Genomic DNA, 24,225 nt, shown 5'->3' on the forward strand with positions numbered 1-24,225 from the left:
GTATGAAATACGTACAATCCTATTTTATCCGATAGTTCTAGTAATAGACACTACTACATCGCACTTCTTTAACTAAGAAATCTATCTTTTCTTCCAAACACCCGAACCTTTTTACAAGACTTCCATAAAATAATAGATGAAGGGGAGGTGAATTTATGAAAACGTACCACTATAAAAATGATTCAGGCACTACCTTTTATCCCAACCAAAAGAAAAACTCCAAGGACATCACCATCAACGTTAAATGTGGCGACAGTGGCCGAGACCGCATGAACCCGGCATTCCGTGCACTTAAAACAGACGTTCAACCTTTAGAAGCCAATGTATCAAGAAAAATTACGTTTGAAAAGGAACAGTTTGATATCGGTAACATCTACAACTCTACTAACTCTACGTTTGTGCCGCGAGAAAGTGGCGTCTACTATGTTGCAGCAAGCTTTACCTTTGAACCAAATGAAAACGTTCCATACCGTACTCGAATTGACATCGTCGTTAACGGTGTTACTGTTCAAGTCGACAATGACTACTGGAATCAACTTGACAACCTCAACGTCGTCAGTGTTTCCGGCGTGCTACAACTACAAGCCGGCGACCTTGTTGAAATTTTCGGACAAAGCACCACCAACGGCTTCATCGAACCAGACGTCGAAATTCCAAACTTCGCCTACAGCTCCAACTTTGATGCGTTTAAAGTATCTTAGAAACTAGGAAAGAGCCAAGGGGACAGGCACCGTGACCCATTCCTCAACACTTCACCAAACCTTCTCCCCAATTTCCTGACCAACATAATAAGGACGTTACTTTTGCACCCAGCCTATTCTCTGACCAAGCAAAAGCAACGTCCTTTTCCACATTAAGGTCCCAAAAAATAATAACCAATTCCCATTAACCAAAAGAAACTAAACGTCATAATAAAATTTAAAATAGCTAAGTAATAATGCTTCCCCACCAAACCGAGCGCAAGACCGATCGGACCAACAACGAAAGTCAACATCCAAAACGGACTGGCGATACTCATCAACACATTTGGCGTCCAAAGCAACACACAGATGATAAAACAAACAAGTGACGAATTCTTTAGTGCTTTCTTGCTCATACTCCACTCTCCACTTCCTACCTAACTTGCAGGATCTCTTCCCAACTATTTTACCAATTAAATATATACATAGAACCTTATTTTCGAGAGAAAAAGGGACAGGCCCGGTGACCCGCACTGGGTCATCGTGCCTGTCCCCTCAACCGACCCCGGAATAATCCTCTCGCATAAAACGTACATTGTATAAAGGGAAAGGGGCGCAATGTGTGATGAAGAAGGATGATAGCCATTGCATCAATACAGTTGAGGTTCTTGATTGGGTGCAGCATTCATTTTCGATTGATCTATTAAGTTGTTTTCATAAGCAAAGGAAAAACAGAACCACAACAAAGATCCAAGGTGTTTATGAGCTCCATGGAGACTCAACCGAAATTTTATGGGAGTGTCCGGACAAGTTAAAGATCGCTGGGACACTAACCATCCACTGCACGGAGAATAAGGACTACATATCCGTCCTCATCAATGACCAACCCTCGATATCCATTACCAGGCAAAATGCCTCCCGCTCCTTCACATCTTCCCATCTAAAAAAAATCGAAATTAAAGGATCCACTCCGTCCACTTTTAGCAGTGGAAAATATGACATCACCCTACACATCCAAACCCCACCCTCTAAACCAACACCTTCACCTTGCTATTTTTCCGACTACAACGGGACCGCAACTCCGCTTACTTGCCAAGCCACCCTTCCCTCCAACCCTGATATCTCCACACAAACGCAAAAAGCCTCCCTTCTAATCAGAGGCTTTGTTACCGTTTCTATACAAGATAATTCCCCTTCTACCTTGCCCATCTATTACAAAACCTACGTAAACATGTACGCACCAAAAGGAGCTGCCATCCATGCCGAACTCTCCTCGGTTCAAGTAATCCCTACCATCATACCCGGCTCTCCAGAGGAGGAGCTGTCATACCTTTATGTGAATGTCTCTGGAAAAATAAATGTAGAAACACTCAAGAAGACCAACATTACCCTGAAAGGAATGTACCCACCAGAGCATTGAAATTTTCATATAAAATAATGCACATCACAACAATATCGCCCGTAACAAAAGAATGACTGAAGCCCCGGCTCACAAGTTACCCTAATCTCTTTGACATTTTTAAAGGTCCTGGAGCGAGTGTTGTTCGTTGTGACAGTGAACGTTTCGACACAACCTTTTCTATCCACCACTTGCACCGTCACGCCTTCACCGCAACTTTCGGCCAAGAAAACAGATAAGGTACAAACTGCCACACTCTTATTCGATTCCCACAGCACCACATTTTCTTCCCCACAACCTAGTGAAAAATGGCCCGAAAAAGAATCCGTCACCTTCTCCCTCTCTTTCTCAAAGCACCAAGTAACCACACTCACGCCCTCACCTCATTTCAAGCACACAATTTTTTTAAGCCAACACTCGTTTATACAAGGTTATGCAATAGGTCCCGTTATCACCTGTGGCTGCTGTAATGGCAAAAGCAGTCGGTGTTGAAACAGATTGAGACACAGTAGATCCTGGGGCAGCTATTATTTCTGTTGCACCATTTATTGTCCCAGTTGCATTAGTAGCGCTAGAAGCCGAATTAAAAAGAGAAAAAGTCCCCTGGGAATATTGACCGGCAGCAGCAGACCATACTGTCACAATGGTTCCCGTTCCTAAAAAATTCCCTGAAATACATTCTTGAAAAAGTTGTGCTTGTGGCGCACAGTTTGAATTATTACAACACATTCCAAATCCCTCCTATACGGTTCTTTTCCATGCTATGAAGTTGTGCCCATAAATGTTTGGGCGCTTTTGAATATTTTTCACCACCTGCCCATAAATGTCATACCTTACAATAGCTAAAGCCCAATTTATGAAAGGGAGCGGGATAATGATTGAAGTAAGCCTATGTATGATTGTGAAGGATGAAGAAGCTGTATTAGCGCGATGCTTGGAATGTGTAAAAAATATAGTAGATGAAATTATTATCGTGGATACAGGCTCGACGGATCGAACAAAAGAAATTGCCCAATCCTACACGTCTAACGTATATGACTTTAAATGGATCAACGATTTTGCCGCAGCAAGAAATTTCGCCTTTTCCAAAGCCACTAAGGACTATATTTTCTGGCTCGATGCAGATGATGTGATGGAAGTAAAAGATCAGCAATCGTTTCTCAAACTGAAAGCCACTATTCCCCCAGAAGTGGATAGCGTCCTCATGAATTATCACATCCACTTTGACAATGCCGGCAACCCGACATTCAGTACAATGCGCAACAGGATGGTAAAACGAAGCTGTCAGTTCAAATGGGTAGGCGAAGTGCATGAATGCCTAAATGTGCACGGTTTGGTCGCCCAAAGCAACACCGTCATCTACCATAAAAAAGAGAAAAGTTCCGCAGGGAGAAATCTGAAGATCTATCAGGAAAAACTTAAGCAAGAGAACAGCTTTTCCTCTAGAGACCTTTTTTACTATGCCAATGAGTTATTAGCGAACCACTATTATCAAGAAGCTATTATAGAATATGATATTTACCTAAAAGATACATCAGGATGGGTAGAAGACCGAGTCGCAGCCTGCATCCAAAAGTCCATCTGCTACTACCACTTACAACAGCCAGTTCAGCAAGTTTCTGCGTTATGTGAGTCTTTTTTATTCGATATCCCACGATCAGAAGTATGCTGCCGATTAGGAGAGGTTTTCCTAAATCAATTAGCTGATCCCGATAAAGCAATATTTTGGTATACCTTTTCCTTAAACTTACCTGCCCCACCAACCTTAAGGGGTTTATACAATGAGCCACATACACGGACATGGCTGCCACACATTCAATTAGCCGCGGCCTATGAAAGGAAAAACGACCTAGAGAAAGCCCTTCATCACACAAAAATCGCACTTGAGATCAACCCTGATAATTTGAACATACAGCAAAATAACGACATGTTGCTAACCAAACTAACAAAAGAGGAGGACACCTCCTATGCATAAAACGCAAGAACGCCAAGCTCTCTTCTCATCAGCCGTCCGTTATTTTACAAATCGAGAATACGAAAAGGCTTACGCAGTTCTTTTTGAAAAATTAACTGCAGAAGACGACTCCAACGATGTTAACGGCCTCTTATCTATTTTCGGCTATGCATCAGGGTGTGAATCCATCGGAGAATTTTATGAGCAAAAGATAGATACAGAAACAACGCAAAGCCTTCTTTTACAATATCCCTCTTTCATTCCAGCCCTAGCGAGACAAAAGGATAAAGCAAGATGGGCAAATTACAAAAGAGAGCGAAACCATGCTGAAAGACTACGATTCGCTGTCACTGCGCCTTTATGTACAGGAGAAGTTCTAGAGATTGGTTGCGCCAACGGAGACCTTAGCTCCCATATCGCCATGCATGCCACAAATGTGTACGGAATTGACATTGATCCAGTTGCCATTGAACTTGCAAGGCTTAAATGCTATCAGTATGGCTTTACCAATGTTCAGTTTCAGCTTGGAGATGGCGGGAACTTAAGTTTACCAAGCAAGCAATTTGATACCGTTGTTCTCGCTGAAGTGCTAGAGCATGTCCCAGAACCGGAAAAAATCGTGAAAGAAGCTGTGCGATTATGTAAGCCAAAAGGTACCGTCCTCATTAGCGTTCCAAGAGGATATATGATTCCTGACCATGACCATATCAACCTTTTCACAAAAGAAAGCTTGCTATCCTTCCTGCAAAAGACCGTAAATCCAGAGTCTTATGAATGGATGGATGAGGTTCCAAATCAGTGGATGCTCTTAAAGCTGACACTTCCAGATGACGGGCAACCGTTCCAGCAACACGCTAATTTGCGACGATTCTTTTTACCACCGCATCCTTTAGAACCTATGGAAGCGAAAAAAGTTTCCGTCATTGTGCCGACTTTTAATAGATGCGACTATCTTCAACAAGCCTTAAATAGCATCACCAAACAAACCTATAAAAATATTGAAATCATTGTCGTAAACGATGGTTCAACAGATGGAACCGAAGAAATGCTCGCAAATTACCCTTACCCGCTAAAAGTAATTTCTAAAGAAAACGGAGGAAAAGCAGCGGCATTAAATACGGCACTTCCTTATGTAACAGGAGAATACGTTTGGATTTTTGACGATGATGATCTGGCTTTGCCGGCAAAATTAGAGCTTCAAGTTCGACAATTCGAGCGGAATCCTGATATGGGGCTAATTCATACATCCGCTATCATTTGCAAAATGGAAGACCAAAAGCCCACCTTCCAAGGATATTGGCACGCAGAATCCACTACCTACGAAGAACAGGTACTAAAGAAATTCCGCGGCAACTACTATTTTTCACCAACCGTAATTGTGAAAAAATCTGTTCTTGATCAAGTAGGCTTGTTTGACGAGAACCTAATCCGAGCACAGGATTATGACATGTGGTTTAGAATTTCCACCCTAACGAAAGTAGCCGCCTTCCCTATCCCAACAATCTTTTACCGAAAGCACGACGGCATAAGAGGAACAAAGGAGAAACCGTTAAAGGCAGAAGATCTCCAGAACAACCTTCTTCATGCAGACCAATATATTATAAAAAAGGCCTATAAAATGGACTGGGATACACTTTTTCCATGGCATTCACCTGACCTATCACATTCATCCAAAATAGAGATTAAGCTCGAACGTGCGATTTATTTAGCTCAATATCAGTTAGTTGAAGAGTGTGAGGCAGATTTGACTGAAGCCTTCAAATTTATTGAATCTGATGAGAGAGCCTGCATTTCTCCAAAAGGAATGACTGTCATAAAGCATATTAAAGAAACCACCTACCACTCTTTGGAGGAAAAAGGACAGGAAATTGTGCGAAATTTGGTTGCCGTCATGGAAGAAAGAAGCAAGTAAAGGGTGTGGAAGTAATGGGAAAATTGAATGGGTGTATAAGCACCTCAAATAACGGAGTCATAGAAGACGTTAATATCGTTGGTGTAGGGCCTGAAGTTAATTCGCAATTTAATGAACTAGCTGTGGCAGCTAGAACGCCGGTAATTGAGCTGACTTCTACTTATGGAATATCTGCTTTACGGGATGCTATTGAAACAACAGGTACCGGTACAGTGACCAATGATACTGTAGAGTACTTAATTAATACAGGAACAGGTGCAGGAGCAGAAGCAGTGCTAGACTCCGCTCAAAGAGGGAGATATCAGCCGGGCTATGCAGTTGAAGCAGGGATTGGAGCAAGGTCGATGACTTCCCCCGTAGGTGACCAAGTAGCAAGGTGGGGCCTTTTTGATGATCAAAACGGCGCATTCTTCGGAGTAAATAGTTCAGGTATTTTCCTCGGATACAGACGAAATGGAATAGATACAGTTGTTCCTCAAGCTAGCTGGAACATTGATCCTGCCAATGGAGCAGGACCCAGCGGCATAAGCTTAAATCTATCAAATGGAAATATCTATCAAATCGTCTTCTCCTGGTATGGCTACGGGGTCATAGAATGGCAAATTGTTGCTCAAAATCCAGTTGACCTTTCTCAACAAATAATTACAGTGCACAGAGTTAAGCCTATCAGCCAAACAAGTTTCACCGATCCTAACCTTCCACTGAGAGGGCAAGTGGAAAACGGTGCAACAACCGGTACAAATTTAACGTTATTTGTAGCTGGGAGACAATATAGTATTATTGGAAACTACAAACCTGTGTTCAGAGTAACATCAGAGAGAAGAAGCTTCACTGCTACTACAACTTTATCACCAGTTATTAGCTTCCAACGAAAAGCGATATTTCCTGCCGGATCTGGGAGGCCAAATTCCGTTAACGTAACATTGGAGGGCCTTGATCTATTGACGGGAGCTGACATATATTATCAAGTTCTATTGGGTTCTACAATTAATGGAACATTTGTTAACTTTCCAACCGCAACAACCAATATACCTAACAGTGAAACGGCATTACTAGTTAATAATAACTCCACTACTTTTACTACATTAGGGCAAGTAATCTTTCAAGGGTTAGCTGCAGGAGCTCAAGGTAACACCCGTTCTCTAACCACAGGAAGCCTACTAAATCTTGTTCTGGCAGATAATCAAATTATCACACTCGCTGTCGCAACATTCACTGGAACTACCCCCATACAAGCTGTACTTAGAGTTTCAGAGGAATGGTAAGCTCTAAAACTTATAGTTTAATGTAAAAGAAATTTGAAAACCAGCCGAGAATGTTCCGGTTTGGTTCAACGGAAAAGACGTTACCGCCACTTGTATGCTATTAATATTTCCAAAGGTCCTTGCCTCACTCTCTCCTGGTGCGACTGTAAACTGGGTTGCCGTATTTTCATTAATCATCACAGCGACCGAACCAGTGGAAGTTGAGGCATTCACCACAAGAATCGTCCCATTAATGGAGAAATTGGTCGCATCGGTATAGATTGTTGAAAACACATTAAGGTCAGTAATCGGAGTAGGATCAGCAACCGCTATGGTCCTACTCCGTGATAAATCCATACAAACGGAATCATTCACATTATCATAACTACTTGTACCACAACCTCGACATCCCATCGTTCACACCCCGCTCATACTCATATGTTTTAGTATATGCAGAGAGTTTTTGGAAGGCTTGGGCGGGTTGAGGGGACAGGCACAACCACCCACGAGTGGGTCTGCGCTGTGCCTATCTTGTCTTTCTCGTGGAATTTTAGGTTTAGCTTCTATTTGACCGTTTTCCTATCTTGGACAGGGCTTCGGGCGTATAGACGCCTTCTATTTGACCGTTTTCCTATTTTATCTGAAGCTTCGGGCGTATAGGAAACAATCTAATTGATATCATATGTTTAAATGTCTGCAGGAATCAGCTAATATTTTAAAAAAAGCCTCCTCCTGGTTCAAGGTGCCCAACCCCTCAACCCAAAACTTTTCCTCATTCAACTTATTTGCAAGCCTCCCATTCATATACCAGAGGGCAAAAAGGTTGCTCTAGACCCACTCGATTGTTGCTGCTTGCTATTATATGTAAGTGCAAATCAGGGAGGCAAAATAATGGAACAAGAAAAATATAATAACCTCAAATTGGGTGAACGCGGAGCAATCATCAGCATTCTCACTTACATATGCCTGTCCATTCTAAAACTAGTGGTTGGTTTATGACGAATTCAGCTGCTTTAAAAGCGGACGGCCTCAACAATACAACTGATATCATCGCATCTCTCGCAGTTCTTATAGGACTTAAACTCTCACAGAGACCTCCAGATAAAGATCATGGCTATGGTCATTGGAAAAGTGAAACCATTTCCGCAATGATTGCCTCGTTTATTATGGCGGCAGTCGGAATACAAGTTGTAATAGACGCGTTCCGCACTATGTTGGAAGGTAGCAAGGAAGCGCCAGATGTGACGGCAGCGTATGTTGCTTTCTTTTCAGCTGGGGTCATGTATTTCGTATATCGCTATAACAAGAAGCTTGCCATGAAAATTCAAAGTAAATCCACTTTGGATAGAGGAAAAAGGACCACTAAAAGGCAACGCCAAACAAAGAGCGGCTGGCATTTGTTCCATATCTATACATCCTTTAATCTCAGCTGCGTCAATACTTTCCGATACAATAAAGCCAATATGTGCCTTAATCACATTTCTTCCTGAAAGATACTTTAAATAACAACTTTTTATAGGAACACCTAAGGATTTTAGTTCTTTTATTTTCTCGTTCATTGGTTCCTTAAATTGTCCAACCTTTGACTGAGCCGCAAACCATATGATTGTCTCAGGGCTTTTTTCCACTAAATAGATTTGTTCAAGCTCTTTGTCACTTTCTAAATATTGTAACCCAACAGATAATACATTAAGTCTTTCCTTTATACTCTGAACCCAAAAATTTACCATTTCGTTGCGTAATTGTTCGTCTGTTTCATTTAGATGTGCTTGAATATCCTTGATTGGAACATCTGCCAAACGCAAACTAGTAATGACGTTAATGGTCTCAACCTGCCCCTTTGAATAAACCCGATACCCACTCGAATCCCTAGTAACATAACTTAGTAGATTTACTGACTCATAATATCTAATGGGACTCTTAGAAATCCCTGTACAATCAGAAAACTCCTGTATAGACATAAACTTACTCATACCAGCCCCCCTAACTGTTAACTCCATCGTACAACTTAAAGTAACTTGAAGGTCAAGAAAAAAAGAACCAAAGGGACAGGCACCTCGACCCATCTACACAACCGGCTTAAACTCCACCACCGAAGACAACTTTATCAAAGTCGACGGCTCTCCAAAAGGCAAAGTCGCATCAATGAATTCCTCAAGCTCTTTCACCGACTCCCCCACCACTTTCACCAAATAACTATACTGACCCGCGAGTCGATGGCACTCCACTACAACCGGATGCTCTCTACAAAAATCCCTGAATTTTTTCCCTTGCTTCGTATCAAACAGAATAAAAGCAGTCACATTTTTACCAATTTTTCCAGGATTTACAATCGCCCTGTACCCCTTTATCACTTCTTTCTCTTCAAGCTTTTTCACCCGCTCATTGGTAGCCGGCGTGGAAAGCCCAACCCTCTTCCCAAGTTCGGTCATCGAGATTCTAGCATTTTCTTGAAGATGTCTAAGGATACTTTGATCTATCTCATCCAAGGCTTTTTCCTCCTTAACAATAAAAAATAAAGTAATTAACTACTATTATAATAAAATAGCAAGTTAACTTCGCAAATAACCTTCGAAAGTTTATATAAATAAAACACCCAACCCTATAAAATATAACTAACTTAAAGTAAGGGAGAGTTCAACAATGGAAATCTATCAAGCTACTATGGAAGACCTAGATGGTGTTGCAGGTTTATTTAATATGTATCGTACTTTCTATCAACAAATATCAGATTTAAATGGGGCAAAGGCTTTTATTAAAAGTCGCTTAGAAAACGGGGATTCTGTAATTTTCGTTGCAAAAAACAATCATGATTATGTCGGATTCACACAACTCTATCCCACCTTTTCGTCTATTTCAATGAAACGAGCGTGGATTTTAAATGACATGTTTGTAGATGCAAACGCCAGAAATCACGGGGTTGGAGGGGAGCTTTTACAAAAAGTAAAAGAGTTTGCCAGTCAAACAGGTGCTAAAAGTATCACGTTAGAAACAACACCAGATAATGAAACTGCCCAGCGATTATACGAAAAAAGCGGATATAAAAAGGATGATCAATTTTACCATTATCACCTAGAACTTAGGGAGAGTTAACCCGCATTTCACCATCCGCTTCTACTGCTATTCATGATTAATTCCATCCCTTTTCATATCCTCAAGTCCATTAACATATATTGGTTTATGTTAATGATTAGAAGGGGTACGGATGGATGATTTCTTTATAATTTTATCTCTTATTTCCATCTTAGCATTTCTTTTTGGCATGATTAAGCCCGGTATAGTATTGTCTTGGGCTCCTGAAGACAAGAGAAAAAGAAAGTACGTGGCGATGTATTTTGGAATTGCAACAGTGGCTTTTTTTATTTTATTCGGCATAACAACACCTCCCACTAGCGAGAGTACAGCAAAAAGTGAGGAAATAGAGAAAGAAGAAGAATCGAAGAATGAAGCTAATGACGCTGCAAAGGAAGAGGAAGAAGAAAAGGCTGAACAAGACGCCGAAGAGCAAGCCAGAATAGACGCTGAAGAACAAGCTAAAAAAGACGCCGAAGAGCAAGCTAGAAAAGACGCTGAAGAACAAGCTAAAAAAGAAGCGGAAGAAGCAGCTAAAAATGCTGAAACAGCATCACAAGGGCAAGCTGTTCAAATGGCCGAAGACTACCTTAATTACACGGCTTTTTCAAGAAGCGGCTTGATTGCACAGTTAGAATATGAAGGGTTCGATAACACTGATGCTACTTATGAGGTAGATAAACTTCAGGTAGACTGGCAAGCCCAAGCAGTTCAAACGGCTCAAGATTACCTGGACTACACTTCATTTTCGAAAACTGGCTTAATCCAACAGCTAGAATTTGAAGGTTTCAGTAATGCGGATGCTACTTTTGCTGTAGATACACTCCATGTAGATTGGCAAGCCCAAGCAGTCCAAATGGCTCAAAACTACCTTGATTACACTGCATTCTCAAGAAGTGGCTTAATCCAACAGCTAGAATTTGAAGGATTCAGCAATGAGGATGCTACTTATGCTGTGGACGAAGTAGGGCTGTAGTTCTACCCACGAACACAAAAAGACATGTCACATCGACATGTCTCTTTGTGTTTGGTTAAAGGTGTTAAATGGGTCGTCGTGCCTGTCCCTTCTACCCTAGTTCGCCGACACAGCTAGAATACTTGTTGGTTGTACCTCTATAGTTAATACAGTTTCCACTTTATCACCATTCACCAGCAGTATTTTATTATCAATTGGATCAGTAACCAAAATACGGTCATCCATCAATGCAATAGTCGGATACACTGTACCATGTCCATGACCTTCTACTAGTTCAAATGCATCGACCACTTTTACCTCTGATTTAATTTCACCCTTTTCCAAGTCGATTTGGTAAAGAACTCCGTCAATTCCAAGAACATATCCGTCCCCTGTTCTACTAACAGCCATTGAACTAGTATATTGTGTGCCAATGTCCATCTTCTTTAGAGACTTGTCGACAGTATTAATGATGGTGACATTTGTATTAAGTTCTGGGTTTTCCTTGCTGCTATAGTTTCCTAACATGTATAGGCTGCCGTCGTGGCTCTTGATTGTCCCAACGCGAGCTCCCTCGTCAGGAAGGGTTAGTTCTAGACCTTCATTGTCATGAGATGTATAAAGGAAAACTTGCCCTTCACAGCCGAAAGCCACTATTTCATCTTCCTTTGATCCACTAGAAGCCTCACCATGTAGACCAGGGCAAGAATCAAAACGAGAAAGTTCTTTACCTTCTTTATCATAGATGATGATACCTTCTGGAAGTGTTTGTGGGTCATGTTCATCTGTGTAAGAAACGGCGTAACTTCCGTTGGTTAATGGAACCGCCACTCCATGATGTTCAATTCCAGGAATCGTTAAAAGCGGGGTTGGCTTTGTTTCTGTTTTTAAACTTACATTCGTATAAATTTCAGTGGAACCATCTCCATCATAGAAGATTGCGGTCTTACTACCATGACCTGTAATATGAGTTGGTTCTAACCCATTAATGCTGTATGTAGATAATACTGGTTCTTCTGCATTTGTATGGCCGTGGTCCCCATGGTCCTCTGTCCACACTCCCAAATCCAGAAGTTTTAGAACCCCTTCTTCCCGATTATTCAGGAAGGCATGACGATGATCCGCTGCAAGAGCTAGAGCACTAGTGCCTGTTTCCATCGTATCGAGGATAGCAAAATTACTGTCTGCAATAATGACACCACCGTCATATCCTATTGCCAATCTTGTTCCATCTACCTCTTCGTGGCTGTCTTCCTCTTCTTCGTGATCGTGGTCATCTTCTTCCTTTGCATGATCTTCTTTTACTTCCGTTTTGTTATCTGACTCTTTTTCCTCGAAAGTTGTCGAGTTTCCACTACACCCTGCAACCAGTAGCATAGCAAATAATAATAAAATAATTGCCTTTACATTATTCAATTTTCAGACTCTCCTTTTAAATAGTAATGATTACGATTTAAATATTACCTCTCTCCTTTGGTTTCGTCAAGAGTTTTGGGGACGGGTTTCTCGACCTACTAATCGTTTTTCACAGATTATGAATGGGTCACGGTGCCTGTCCCCTCGACTCCCTCCCTGTGCTAAAAGCCTCATTTACTGCGATTTACACAATTTTTACACAATTTTCAAACCTCCTGATGTACGCTATTTATGTAAACAAGCAACCACTAGGAGGAGAAACCGTTTGAATCAATTTAACAAGAAAGTTCGCGGCTTATTTATTTTCTTATTTGTTTTTACCCTTGCATGCTCCCACGCCGTACCTGATAAGATGAGCGCTGCCGGTTCTGGTACTTGGAGCTCTCCGTTTACTGTGAGTCAAGCAAATTCCAATCAAAACGGTTCTACTCAGACTGTCGAAGGCTATGTAGTGGGACAGCCAACCGCTACCAATACAGTGGTTACGAGCAATTTCCCTAACGACTATGCACTAGCGTTAGCCGACAGTCCGTCTGAAACAAGCACAGCCAAAATGATTTATGTTCAAATTCCTTCTTCCTTCCGTTCAGGCTATGGACTGAAGAGCAACCCAGACCTAATGGGGAAAAAAATGAAGGTTACTGGTTCTTTAACAGCTTACTTCTCTCATTCAGGTATCAAAAACGCATCTGCATTTGAGGTAGTCGATGGAGGGACCACAGACCCTACCGATCCAACGGACCCACCACCAAGCTATGATTCATATTACAGCTCTGCAGAAGGAAAAACAGGATCCGCATTAAAAACAGCGCTACATAACATCATCGACGATCACCAAACTCTATCCTATGATGCTGTGTGGGATGCGTTGCGTAATACAGATGAAGACCCAGCAAACGCTAACAATGTTCTTTTACTATATACCGGCCGTTCTCAATCCAAGTTCATGAACGGGGGCGGAGTAAACGACTGGAACCGCGAGCACGTTTGGGCAAAGTCCCACGGTGACTTCGGTACCACACAAGGTCCTGGAACAGACCTTCACCACCTGCGCCCTACGGATGTGACGGTAAACTCCTCTAGAGGAAACCTGGACTTTGATAACGGTGGAAGCCAGCATTCTGAAGCACCAGGAAACTATTATGACAGTGATTCCTGGGAGCCGCGTGATGAAGTAAAAGGCGACGTGGCACGCATGATTTTCTATATGGCGGTTCGCTATGAAGGAGACAGTGGAGAACTAGATTTAGAGATTAATAACTACGTAAACAACGGCAGTGCCCCTTACCATGGCAAACTGTCCGTCCTGCTACAATGGCACGCAGAAGACCCAGTGGATGCAAGAGAAATCCGCCGCAACAATATCATCTTCGAAAACTACCAAGGAAACCGCAACCCATTCATCGACCACCCGGAATTTGCGGAGATGATTTGGTAGGACATTATATGAGGACAGAACTCTGTTGGGGTTCTGTTCTTTTTTTACACTTTATAATTGGCTAAGGGTTTGATTGTCCAAGGTACCTCCTGAGGTTCAACTGCTTTTAATGCTTTCTATTAGTAAAGTTCAATTTTTTAATAGAAAATGACTCTGTTTTTGTGAATAAAATATGATTCGGACATTTCTCCTGTTGCTTCGGACAATTAAGTCGATAAATGGCGGGGGCTTCGGACATATCCAAGCGACATTTGGTCATCTTTTTACCACCTTCGGACACCCCAAAAATTCGTTCGGTCAATTAACCCTAATCTTCGGCCAACTTTGCTCAAACTTTGGTCAACTTTTCAAAATCTTCGGTCAAAAATCAAAAAACTTCGGACATTTGATTAAATGCGGTTCGCTGTTTCCTCATTACGATTTTCAGGGATACATTTTAATGACATAGATTAAATTGACTAGGTAAATAATTCATTTAACTTTTTGAAGCCTACCCAATTAATACTTGCTGAAAAATTGTCTTAGATTCAACCCGAACCACCCCAATATTAACGCAAATTCTATATTTAAAAGAGACATGTCGAATTGGCATGTCTCTTCTTATTTTCTAATCATCTTTTTCAACAATATGTTTAAGAATGGACAATTTGTTATTCCAAAACTGCTCATAATAAGATAACCATTGTTTTACTTCTGTTAGCGGTTCTGGATGCAATTGATAAATCTTTTCTCGGCCAACCTTTTTACCACTGACTAAATTAGCTTCTGAGAGAATATGAAGATGTTTTGCTATGGCTGTACGACTAATCGGAAAATGAGATGTTATTTCTGAAATAGCTAATTCTTTGTTAGCAAGCAATCCGAGAACTTCTCTTCTTGTTGGATCAGCAATAGCTTGAAAAACATCATGCTTTACCGCCGTCACTTATCCTTCCACAACCTTTTTAAGTCGATCATTAACAATCTCCACCCAACCATCATTCATTCTCTCACGAATCACAGAACTCTTTGCGTTTGCTTTTGGAAGAACAGTATCTGGAGATTTCCACCCACTATGTATTAATGTAAATTCTGTCTTTTCGCCTAGGTCTTTTTAAAAGGAAAGAAACTACCCATCCATCTGTATCCCATGAGAAGGAGATTTTATTTGGTTCATCCACTTCTAATACTTTACACGGAGATGGTCCAAATGGGGATTGTACATGGAATTCATGTCCTTCTCTAGCCTCGAAATCATTAGGCATAAACCATGCAGCAATACCTTCAGAAGTCGATACCGTGGCCCATACTTTTTGTATAGGTGCTTCAAATATAACTGTTTGCTTAATATCCTGTAATGTCTCCATTCAAATTTCTCCTTTTTCACTCAAATACAAAACCATTTGGTTTCGTATTTGAGTATATAACACCTTTTGGTTTCATTTAAACTACAGCTATTGGGATGTTATTGGATGGCTATCTACTCCCTTATTGCGACACGATTACGTTTCGACCTGACTAGAAAAATACCAATATATTTGTAAAATAAGAGACTTGACCTACGAAAATAACAATAAGTAGAAAAGTTCCTGCTCTTCGATGACAGAATCGACTGTTCCCTTTCTTTTTTGTCACCAGCAGAACATCTCACTCACATTTTAAAGGATAAACGGACAGGAGTGCATGCCCCTTCAATCCGAAAAAGGATTTCCCACCTATTTATAGAATAGTTCATTTATTGGGAAGGAAAAGGAGGAAAAAAATGAACCGCGTAAACATAATCACACTCGGCACTAAGGATATCGTAAAATCACACCAGTTTTACAAGGAGTTAGGTTTCGAAACATCCGTCAGAGGACCTGAATCCGCTCCGGCCATTATCTTTTTTAAAAATGAAGGCACTAGAATCGCGCTTTATCCAGTAGATGAATTGGCGAAAGATGTGAATGAACAGCAACCTCCCGAGATCGGAAGAGGTTTCCCTGGTATCACCCTGGCTTATAATACAAAATCCATAGATGAAGTGGACGAAGTCATGAAGAAAGCGGAGTTAGCAGGAGCGACCATCCAGAAAAAGCCGCAGAAAACGGACTGGGGCGGATATAGTGGATACTTTACCGACCTTGACGGCTACTACTGGGAGGTTGCTTATGGGGAAGCTTGGGAGTTTGATGAATCGAATATGTTAGTGATTGAGGATGTGTAAAAATGAAAGCTACAGGTGATGACCTGTAGCTTTCATTTTGTTTCTAAAAGTGCTAAGAAAATTACATGACCATGCTTACTATCTCTTATTGATAGCTATGCAGATTTTAATCATCGCTTCCTTTGCCAACAAAAAAAGAGAAAGGAATGTTAAAAACATCCCTTCCTCCTCAGTGATCAGAAACGTAAGCTTCTTATTGCGCAGTTTCTAATCCCATCTCATTTAAATAGTATTCTAGATCCTTTTTACCGATTGTTTCTTTCAGTGGCTTTCCTTTTGGTGCATCAGGTCCTTTTGTCAAGAAGTTCTTTTCAATGAAACGGACATCTTTCTCGTCCACTGTACCATCTTGATTGACATCAAATGTCGGAATTTTAGGGTTTTGTTTACCGTAATATTTAACGATATCACGCACATCTTTTATGTCGATCATCCTGTCGTTGTTTACATCTCCTGCAGGGTTTACCTTGTACCCGGCGTTAACATATCTTCCCAGGGTCTCACCGTTCAGTTCGTAACCAGTGATAACAGGTGTGTAGGTCTTCAAATGCCCAGGCACTTCCACAACGACATGGTATGTTTCCCGTGAAGCAGGAACCCCTATTATTTGATACTTTCCATTTGGTGCGATCGTACCTTCATATTTTTCACCATTTGGTGATAACGCATATACCTTTGCTCCAATAGTTTGAGCTACACCATATGGTAAATTAGGTTTTAGGAATGCTTCCGGTCTGATATTTCCTTGAATATCTGCATGCTCACTAACGAAATCAAATTCCGATGTACTGTAATACGGAAGGTTCACTGCTTGTTCTTCACCCGATTTCATATAGGTGGACGTTGTGACTTCCCATTTATCATATCCGTAATACCAGTTATCGGCAGTTACCTTAAAGGTCACATCCACTAATGGCATGTCCCCACTAAAACCGTCATACCCCTCACCGTCCAGCATTGCGCCAACTGTAACAGTATCATAATAGCTGCTATCCTTCACAACTGGCTCTTGAAGCGATACTTGAAGCCCATTTTCCTCTGCATAGTTTTTGAACGCCTCATTTAACTCCGCAGATTCAAAAGAATACATGTCCCCTTTATATTGAACCGTATATTCCCCGGAAACGAGATTTTTTACGTTGTTCAAGCTAAGGGTCATGGTAAATGTATCACCCAGCTTCACTTCTTCCTTGCTGTAATCCGAAGTTAAGTACTCCGTTCCTTCTTGTAAGAAGATATATCTTTGGTAATTGACATTCAATGCAACGTCAGTGCCTGCAAGGCTTAATCGTAATGGCCCGTCTGCAATGTCGGAAGGTTCAATGCCAAAATAAGTATCCCCATTAGCGTCCGCCGGCGGGAAACAACAATTGTAATACTCACGACTCCCGGTTGCAATTAAAAATTTATTAGATGATTGATCATAATCCATTCCTTTTGATTGTAAGACATCCACTGTTTCATCCTGTATGTTTCCGTGGATAAAGAACGCTTTCTGTCCGTTCTCTTCCGTGTACATATCTTCACTAATCTCATATACATCAGGAGTTTTATCGAATGTCACTTGAGGTTTTGTATTGTCAACGACGACAGGTGTATCGATTGAATACGTTTTCCCATCTTCGTCATAACCTATGAACTCAAGATTATAATCCCCTTCAGGCAAGTCCATACTCTGTTGAGAAATCGGATTTTCTTTATCACCAGTAAATGGATATACATTTCCTGTGAAGACACCTAGAATGTAATACCTGACGTCAGCTTTTGCTGATGGATCTGAAACAGAAGCTATTAAACCAATCGCGTTACCTGATTGACCATCTTTCACCAGAATATCAATCCTGTTTAAGGGGCTTTTCATTTGAAATGCTGCGCTCATCATCGGGTTATAATACTGCCATTTTGGCGTATTGTTTGCGAGTGCCGGTCTATCCGTTTCAAGGTATTCAAATCCCTTTTCCGTCAATCTAACAGCGAATGGTACCTGGTACGTTTCGCTGCTATCATTTGCATTCGTCAAATGAATGTACCCTTCATAACGTCCTTCTACTGCATTTTCAGGAACTGTGATAGTTGGTGAAACAACTTCTTCTGTACCATTGGAGACATTGACACTTTCTGGAACATCTAAGCGGATTCCATTTTCCTCTGCATCCTTTATACCTGGACGTTCGCCATGATATTCCACTTCAATGTTGAATAACTTGTTCTCTTCTCCGCTATTCTTAATGACCATTTCGCTACTGGCTTCAACAGTAACTCCAGTTTTGTAATGGCTTCCGAAGTTGATTGATGCCGTCTCATCATCAATCTCGACTACTACACCATTTTCATTTAGATTTTTTGTTTTACCTAACACTTTGACCAATACATCGGCATGAACCGCCTCATAAGCATTTATACGTCCGGCTCCTTGTTCAAATACAGATACGTCACCATTTAAATCTTCGGCTGTATTCATTAATGCCGCTTTTACATCAAATGGGGTAGCATCTGGATCTTCTTGAAGCATGAGAGCTGCCACACCTGCGACGTGAGGGGCTGCCATGGATGTCCCTTGTAAACGTGCGTAAGACGCTGTGTAGTCCACTCCCTCTTCCGGACTATTGATAAATTCGGGAATGGTTGAGAAAATCGCTACGCCTGGTGCCACCACATCCGGTTTAATATCATAGCTGCCAGCAACCGGTCCTCTGGAACTGAAGCCTGCAAGGTTGTCTCCCTCCGTTTGAACGCTTGCTAAATCGCCAAATGTTATGTTCGAGTTATCTCCTATCTCTTTCAAACGCTCTCCATCCGCTTTTGTCATACGGAAGGTTGGGATATATTCTAATCCTTCTCCTAAATAAGATGGAATGTTTCCATCTGTATTATTGTAGATAATGACAGCTTCCGCACCTGCTTCTCTCGCATGTTTGATTTTATCCACAAAGGCAATCTCCCCACGTTGAATCAAGGCAATTTTACCCGATAAGTCTTTTCCTTCGAAATCAGTTGCATATCCAAGACCCGCAAAAACCACCTGCTTGGACTGGCCTTCAAGAGCTGCTAAGTCATCTGAAAAATTCTTCCCCATTAATAAAACATTTTCAAATGCTTCTCCATTAGCACTCAGTGACTCAAAGGCAGGGATATCCATGGCAAAGTCACTTGCACCAACTGTAATTCCCAACGTAGCTGTACCGGGAGATCCGAGTGTTCCTTCATTCGGGCCGCTGTTGCCTGCCGCGACAACTGTTACCACTCCTTGCAGCATTGCGTTATTAACGGCAACGGAAGTTGGATAAAAGGGATCATTGGTTGAAGCACCAAGCGAAAGGTTGATAACATCCATTTGATCGTCAATTGATTTTTCAATTGCTGCAAGAATCCCTGATGTTGCACCAGAACCATAAGGTCCAAGGACACGATAGCCATACAATTCCACATCAGGAGCTACACCTTTTACAGCATAATCGACACCGTTCTTCTGGCCCCCGGCGATTGTTCCTGATACGTGTGTTCCGTGCTCGGTATAGTAAGCGGATCCTGAGGCAGGATGTCTTTCAGGCAGACCGGAATTTCTCCAGTCTTCGTACGTTGCTTCCATTGGATCATTATCGTTATCGACGAAATCATATCCACCTTTGTATACATCTTTTAGATCAGGATGATTGTAATCAACCCCTGTGTCCAGTACCCCCACCTTGATTCCTTTACCTGTGAAGTTTTCAGCATGAAGCTTGTCCACATTGATTTGCGGAATACTATCCATCATTTTAGATGGAGAGGCTGACGCTTCCATTTCAGGAAGTTCAATCTGAACCGTCTCATCCTTCCAAACCCGCTTAACGACTCCTGAATCTAGTAAGCTCTCAATCTCGTTACCTGGAACGGACATTGCTACACCATTGATGGCCGAACGATATTCTTTCGTAATTACTGCTTCTTGCAATTGCGGACTTGCATCTTTTTTGTTTTTCATAGAATTAAAGCTCTCTTTAAACTTATTGTGAGCTTTCTCTACCTTAGCAGCGGCTTCATTTGCAGTAGTACGGAATCCTTTTGCCGCTTGCTTCATCACTTCAACCTTAGCTGGTGCTTGATGAAACTCTACGATTACATCGACGAGCCCTTCGCTTTGTGTGTTGATATTTGGTGAGATGTCAAAGTGTGGAGTTGCTTCGATTTCTTTAATTGCTTTTCTTTGTTCGTCTGAAAGATTTATTAATAGGTTCTCAACATCTTTGATCTGCGTAAACCCGGGTGCATTTGGCGTACCTTCCGCCATAACATTCATCGGGATACCTGATGTGCCCAAAAGACTCATCGCCAGCACAATAGTCAAAACTTTCCCAGAACTTTTCTTCTTCATCATTTCGCCCCCTCTTTCGTCTATCAAGCTTGCTTCTATCTTCTACTTAAAATTGTAAGGGCGAAATAATATTCTGTTAATTGGGAAAATTCCTTACAATATTCGACGTAAATTTATAAAAATGCTCGCTAATTGTTGTATTTCCGGATATTCAAGATAGGAACACAAAATTAAAGTTGGGAAAGTTTTTGATAGAACAGTCTATATACCTAGCAAATTTCCATTAGTTCTTGAACATCAGGTATATATACCCAAAAGCATCACCTGAAACATTGCATAAAAAAAACAAGCAGCTGTTAACGGCTGCTTGTTTGCTTATTTTGTGGTTGCATGGTTAAAGAGTAATTTCTTAAACAGTTCATTTGATAATTGTAAATACATATTGGCGGAGTTCAAATCTCCCTTTTTTTTGAAAATGTCTGCTAACCTCTCCGAGTATGTGACAGCTTTATAGAGGTTATACTGCTTCATCATGGGCAAACCACAATCGATTAAATAATCAGTGAGCCTTTTGTCATCTTGTATGGCCTCCAAATATAGAACCATTAACTCTACATACTTACTGGACTGTTCATTTTTGAAGTCCTTCAGAACATCCTTCAACATAGTAAGCGCCTTCTCGTTTTCTTTTAAATCGAGCAATAACTGTACAATTTCAATCAAGGTGCTGTAATAAGTGGTAGTATGTCTGGTTTTTAAGTTAAGAGATTGAGTGAAATAGTCCAGCGATTCGCGGAAATTCTCCTTTTTTTTATTCAACAACCCAAAGTTATGAAGGGCACTTATCTTCGTGCCATCATCCTTCAGCATTTCGGCATCATTTAAGGCGGTTTCCAGCATGGTTTCCGCCCGATCAAGGTCATTGATGTAAATTAAATTTGCGGATAAGCCTACCTTTACATGCAGGATCCGAGATATATTCCCGGTATTTTGAAAGATTTGCAATGCCTTATAAGAGTAGTGGAGGGATAAAGTAAAATGCTTCAACAGCCCATGCACGGCCGCTTTGTAATAGTAGAAATCCGTTACTTTATCGCTGAAAAGCTCGGCATTATTCTCTATTTTATCCATGATGGAAATCGCATCTAAATATTGAAGTTTTTGTGCGTAATAAATTCCCTGAAAGAAATCCCAAAGGTGTTTTTCAAACGCAGAGTATTTGTTTATATTTTTTTTCAGCCTATGAGAAACTCTTTCAAATTCGGTTGGATTATTAGTAAAAAGTAAATATCGAAGCATATATAATTCATACAAATAGATCATTTCCGTACATTGTATAAAGTCTCTATGCTCTTCCAATTCCTTTTTCAATCTTTTGGCATGATCTCTATGAAGCCTCTCCATCGCTTCATAGAATTGTGACAGCTTTCGCATTAACATTTGTGTTTTCTTATTTTCTTCCTCAATCGAAATGCCAAGTCGTTTGCAAAGCATTTCCAGCGTTTCCGGATTCACCTCTTTGGAATTATTCTCGATCTTACTTAAATGGGTCGTTGAACAAATGCCCTGGCAAAGTTGTTCTTGCGTCTTATTTTGCTTTTTGCGATGGTAGTAAATAACTCTTCCAATAGACATCTTAGCACTTCCCTCTATTTATTTATCTATTATTATACAAGCTCTTGACTATAAGTTCTATAAGTCTATAAGTCTAAAGTAATAGATAAATTTGCCTTCATAATGTTACAAACTAGATCAATCGTCTGTCAATATAAATGGGTGAAGCTATGAAGTCATGGAAAAGACGGAGTTAGCAGGGGCGGCAACCATCCAGAAAAAGCCGCAGAAAACGGACTGGGGCGGCTATAGTGGATACTTTACCGACCTTGATGGTTACTATTGGGAAGGGTTGGTGATTGTGGATGTGTAAAATGAAAGCTACAGGTGATGGCCTGTAGCTTTCATTTTGTTTCTAATAGCATTGGATGAATTAATAATAGAAAAAGTAAGACGCCAAACATCCCAGAAGGATAGAACATGATGCAAGAAAAAAAGGTTTAAGTAACTGATTTTTTCTTTGGCAGAGGACGGCACATAGTTTCCATTCGTCTCTATGGCTGCAGTGGCTTCCCCAAAACTAGAACCACCACCACTATACGTGACAAAGGCAGCGACAATGCTTGTAATGAAAGCAACATTACTAAATCGGAAGTCAAAAAAGTGGGAGACCATGAAGATAATACCTAGTAACACAACTAAGGTTAAGAAAAAATAGAGGCAGAGCCTTTTCATTTTTTTGGACCCCTTTTCTTAGTGGAAGTTGTATAGGTAACATACGGGTGTATAGTTAAAAAGTTCCATAAATTTATAACTAACATTCATTAACCTCTCCCTTCTAAATCTTTAATCAAATCAATTTCACTCCCAATACATAATTATCGTATATTCACCTACAATAAAGGCAAAAATGAGTATATTATCGTATGTTTCTACTTACCCCATTTGCTTCTACTAAACATATTTTCGTAGAATAGATTTAAAATCACTACAAATTTGAGGGTGACCAATGAAAAACAATAAAACGTTGGAAGACTGGATAGCAGATTGCGAGCGCCTTAGTAAAGAGAATACCTACCTTAAACAACAAATCACAAGTCTTCTTCAGCCAAAAAAATCAGCAGAGAATAATGGTCAAGATATAGTAACTAGACATTCAGCACTTCACGCCAAAATTCAACTTTATAGAACACTTTTCAATGGAAGGTCTGATGTGTATGCGACCAGATGGGAAAGTAAGGACGGACGAAAAGGATATTTGCCAGCATGTGCTAATGAATGGGATCAGTCTATATGTCAGAAGCCCCAAATTAAGTGCTCGGATTGTGAGCACCGTAAACTCTTGCCTTTAACCGATCATGTAATAGAGGGACATTTTAAAGGAAAGCATAGTGTTGGATTATATCCATTGCACGAAGATGGTACTTGTTCTTTTCTAGCAATAGACTTTGATAAACAAGATTGGAAAAAAGATGTAGGGGCTTTTGTTCAAATTTGTAAAGAGTATAACATTCCATACAGCGTGGAAAGATCACAGTCTGGAAACGGTGCACATGTGTGGTTTTTCTTCACGGAAAGATTGGAGTCCTCTCTTGCAAGAAAGCTAGGGTATACCTTACTAACAAAAACACTAGAAGTACGACATGAAGTTGGAATGAAATCCTTTGATAGAATGTTTCCAAACCAAGACAAAGTTCCGAAAGGTGGTTTTGGCAATCTTATTGCTCTTCCGCTACAACGACAGGCTGGACTAAATGGGAACAGTTTATTTGTAGATGATCATTACAATCCTTTTCCTGATCAGTGGATCTATTTGTCTACAATCCAGAAACTTAGCAAACGAGATGTTTTTCAATTTTTAAAGAAACTGGATGGCGATCAGGCTAATTTTAAATCGATGCCTACGAATTCAACTTACCCAAAGAATATTACTATTGAAATTAAAAACGGTCTCTATATTAATAAAAGGCTATTTCCTTCTTCTTTAGCAGAGAAATTAAGCGACTTGTCTCCTTTCAAAACCCTGAATATTATAAAGCCAAGTCAAAAAGACTATCGACAGCTAGTATTCCACGAGTGATTAAATGTTTCTATGAAACTTCTGAACATATTATCTTCCCTC

Annotated in this window: 22 protein-coding genes and 2 pseudogenes; 12 read left to right on the forward strand and 12 right to left on the reverse strand. The window is 40.7% G+C overall.

Going from position 1 to position 24,225, the window contains the following annotated elements; genetic code table 11:
* The first annotated feature begins 155 nt into the window (after positions 1 to 155).
* A complete protein-coding gene (locus tag FZC76_RS13820) occupies positions 156 to 701 on the forward strand; it encodes a C1q-like domain-containing protein (RefSeq protein ID WP_148988757.1) in 546 nt (181 codons plus the stop codon).
* Between the two features lie 152 nt (positions 702 to 853).
* Here FZC76_RS13820 and FZC76_RS13825 read toward each other — a convergent pair whose 3' ends face one another.
* The gene (locus FZC76_RS13825) at positions 854 to 1,096 is read right to left on the reverse strand and encodes a hypothetical protein (protein WP_148988758.1); all 243 of its coding nucleotides are present in this window, start codon (positions 1,094 to 1,096) and stop codon (positions 854 to 856) included.
* A gap of 209 nt (positions 1,097 to 1,305) precedes the next feature.
* On the opposite strand from FZC76_RS13825, the gene FZC76_RS13830 reads away from it, so the two are divergent.
* Positions 1,306 to 2,100: an S-Ena type endospore appendage gene (locus FZC76_RS13830; protein WP_316246616.1), complete on the forward strand. Its 795-nt coding sequence runs from the start codon at positions 1,306 to 1,308 to the stop codon at positions 2,098 to 2,100.
* 5 nt (positions 2,101 to 2,105) lie between these two features.
* On the opposite strand, the gene FZC76_RS13835 is transcribed toward FZC76_RS13830, so the two are convergent.
* Positions 2,106 to 2,453, reverse strand: a complete 348-nt coding sequence (locus FZC76_RS13835) for an S-Ena type endospore appendage (RefSeq protein WP_148988760.1) — start codon at positions 2,451 to 2,453, stop codon at positions 2,106 to 2,108.
* A gap of 31 nt (positions 2,454 to 2,484) precedes the next feature.
* Positions 2,485 to 2,808 carry an S-Ena type endospore appendage gene (locus FZC76_RS13840; protein WP_148988761.1) on the reverse strand — a complete coding sequence of 108 codons (324 nt, stop codon included), beginning with the start codon at positions 2,806 to 2,808 and terminating at the stop codon, positions 2,485 to 2,487.
* Positions 2,809 to 2,953: 145 nt separating this feature from the next.
* On the opposite strand from FZC76_RS13840, the gene FZC76_RS13845 reads away from it, so the two are divergent.
* Genes FZC76_RS13845 through FZC76_RS13855 form a run of 3 tightly spaced genes read left to right on the forward strand, consistent with a single transcriptional unit; the run spans position 2,954 to position 7,210 of the window.
* A complete protein-coding gene (locus FZC76_RS13845) occupies positions 2,954 to 4,054 on the forward strand; it encodes a glycosyltransferase (RefSeq protein WP_262372612.1) in 1,101 nt (366 codons plus the stop codon).
* Positions 4,047 to 5,945 (forward strand): glycosyltransferase, encoded by a 1,899-nt coding sequence (locus FZC76_RS13850; protein WP_148988763.1) that lies wholly within the window; start codon positions 4,047 to 4,049, stop codon positions 5,943 to 5,945. Before FZC76_RS13845 ends, FZC76_RS13850 begins: the two co-directional genes overlap by 8 nt.
* A gap of 14 nt (positions 5,946 to 5,959) precedes the next feature.
* Positions 5,960 to 7,210 carry a hypothetical protein gene (locus FZC76_RS13855; protein ID WP_148988764.1) on the forward strand — a complete coding sequence of 417 codons (1,251 nt, stop codon included), beginning with the start codon at positions 5,960 to 5,962 and terminating at the stop codon, positions 7,208 to 7,210.
* A 3-nt stretch (positions 7,211 to 7,213) separates the two neighbouring features.
* Here the strand turns inward: FZC76_RS13855 and FZC76_RS13860 are convergent, their stop codons facing one another.
* Complete coding sequence (locus tag FZC76_RS13860; RefSeq protein WP_148988765.1) at positions 7,214 to 7,603, reverse strand: S-Ena type endospore appendage; 390 nt, start codon at positions 7,601 to 7,603, stop codon at positions 7,214 to 7,216.
* Positions 7,604 to 8,080: 477 nt separating this feature from the next.
* Between FZC76_RS13860 and FZC76_RS13865 the strand changes: the two are divergent.
* Positions 8,081 to 8,544 (forward strand): annotated as a pseudogene (locus FZC76_RS13865) (cation diffusion facilitator family transporter); the annotation flags it as partial.
* Here the strand turns inward: FZC76_RS13865 and FZC76_RS23490 are convergent.
* Positions 8,458 to 9,255 (reverse strand): MerR family transcriptional regulator, encoded by a 798-nt coding sequence (locus tag FZC76_RS23490; protein WP_148988766.1) that lies wholly within the window; start codon positions 9,253 to 9,255, stop codon positions 8,458 to 8,460. The pseudogene FZC76_RS13865 and the gene FZC76_RS23490 sit on opposite strands and share 87 nt — an antisense overlap.
* Positions 9,256 to 9,678, reverse strand: a complete 423-nt coding sequence (locus FZC76_RS13875; RefSeq protein ID WP_148988767.1) for an Lrp/AsnC family transcriptional regulator — start codon at positions 9,676 to 9,678, stop codon at positions 9,256 to 9,258. It lies immediately after the preceding gene.
* 154 nt (positions 9,679 to 9,832) lie between these two features.
* Between FZC76_RS13875 and FZC76_RS13880 the strand changes: the two genes are divergently transcribed.
* Both FZC76_RS13880 and FZC76_RS13885 read left to right on the forward strand, forming a co-directional pair.
* Entirely contained in the window at positions 9,833 to 10,282 is a 450-nt protein-coding gene (locus tag FZC76_RS13880; RefSeq protein WP_148988768.1) for a GNAT family N-acetyltransferase, read from the forward strand.
* Between the two features lie 112 nt (positions 10,283 to 10,394).
* Positions 10,395 to 11,237: an Ltp family lipoprotein gene (locus FZC76_RS13885; RefSeq protein ID WP_148988769.1), complete on the forward strand. Its 843-nt coding sequence runs from the start codon at positions 10,395 to 10,397 to the stop codon at positions 11,235 to 11,237.
* 96 nt (positions 11,238 to 11,333) lie between these two features.
* Here the strand turns inward: FZC76_RS13885 and FZC76_RS13890 are convergent, their stop codons facing one another.
* Entirely contained in the window at positions 11,334 to 12,632 is a 1,299-nt protein-coding gene (locus FZC76_RS13890) for a hypothetical protein (RefSeq protein ID WP_148988770.1), read from the reverse strand.
* 352 nt (positions 12,633 to 12,984) lie between these two features.
* On the opposite strand from FZC76_RS13890, the gene FZC76_RS13895 reads away from it, so the two are divergent.
* The gene (locus FZC76_RS13895) at positions 12,985 to 14,070 is read left to right on the forward strand and encodes an endonuclease (RefSeq protein ID WP_262372637.1); all 1,086 of its coding nucleotides are present in this window, start codon (positions 12,985 to 12,987) and stop codon (positions 14,068 to 14,070) included.
* Positions 14,071 to 14,677: 607 nt separating this feature from the next.
* Here FZC76_RS13895 and FZC76_RS13905 read toward each other — a convergent pair.
* Entirely contained in the window at positions 14,678 to 14,995 is a 318-nt protein-coding gene (locus FZC76_RS13905; protein WP_148988772.1) for an ArsR/SmtB family transcription factor, read from the reverse strand.
* Positions 14,996 to 15,416 (reverse strand): annotated as a pseudogene (locus tag FZC76_RS13910) (SRPBCC family protein).
* A 395-nt stretch (positions 15,417 to 15,811) separates the two neighbouring features.
* Here FZC76_RS13910 and FZC76_RS13915 point away from each other — a divergent pair.
* Positions 15,812 to 16,255, forward strand: a complete 444-nt coding sequence (locus FZC76_RS13915; RefSeq protein WP_148988773.1) for a VOC family protein — start codon at positions 15,812 to 15,814, stop codon at positions 16,253 to 16,255.
* A 193-nt stretch (positions 16,256 to 16,448) separates the two neighbouring features.
* Here FZC76_RS13915 and FZC76_RS13920 read toward each other — a convergent pair whose 3' ends face one another.
* On the reverse strand, positions 16,449 to 20,609 hold the full coding sequence (locus FZC76_RS13920; protein ID WP_148989043.1) for a S8 family serine peptidase: 4,161 nt from the start codon (positions 20,607 to 20,609) through the stop codon (positions 16,449 to 16,451).
* Positions 20,610 to 20,924: 315 nt separating this feature from the next.
* Positions 20,925 to 22,184: a helix-turn-helix domain-containing protein gene (locus FZC76_RS13925; RefSeq protein WP_148988774.1), complete on the reverse strand. Its 1,260-nt coding sequence runs from the start codon at positions 22,182 to 22,184 to the stop codon at positions 20,925 to 20,927.
* Between the two features lie 157 nt (positions 22,185 to 22,341).
* On the opposite strand from FZC76_RS13925, the gene FZC76_RS23495 reads away from it, so the two are divergent.
* Entirely contained in the window at positions 22,342 to 22,476 is a 135-nt protein-coding gene (locus tag FZC76_RS23495; protein ID WP_262372643.1) for a VOC family protein, read from the forward strand.
* An 8-nt stretch (positions 22,477 to 22,484) separates the two neighbouring features.
* Here FZC76_RS23495 and FZC76_RS13930 read toward each other — a convergent pair whose 3' ends face one another.
* Entirely contained in the window at positions 22,485 to 22,838 is a 354-nt protein-coding gene (locus FZC76_RS13930) for a hypothetical protein (RefSeq protein WP_148988775.1), read from the reverse strand.
* 274 nt (positions 22,839 to 23,112) lie between these two features.
* Between FZC76_RS13930 and FZC76_RS23500 the strand changes: the two genes are divergently transcribed.
* The gene (locus tag FZC76_RS23500) at positions 23,113 to 24,183 is read left to right on the forward strand and encodes a TOTE conflict system archaeo-eukaryotic primase domain-containing protein (RefSeq protein ID WP_262372614.1); all 1,071 of its coding nucleotides are present in this window, start codon (positions 23,113 to 23,115) and stop codon (positions 24,181 to 24,183) included.
* The last annotated feature ends 42 nt before the right edge of the window (positions 24,184 to 24,225 follow it).

Origin of the sequence: Sutcliffiella horikoshii (assembly GCF_008180725.1) — a bacterium.
In the GTDB taxonomy this organism is placed as follows: Bacteria; Bacillota; Bacilli; order Bacillales; family Bacillaceae_I; genus Sutcliffiella_A; species Sutcliffiella_A horikoshii_B.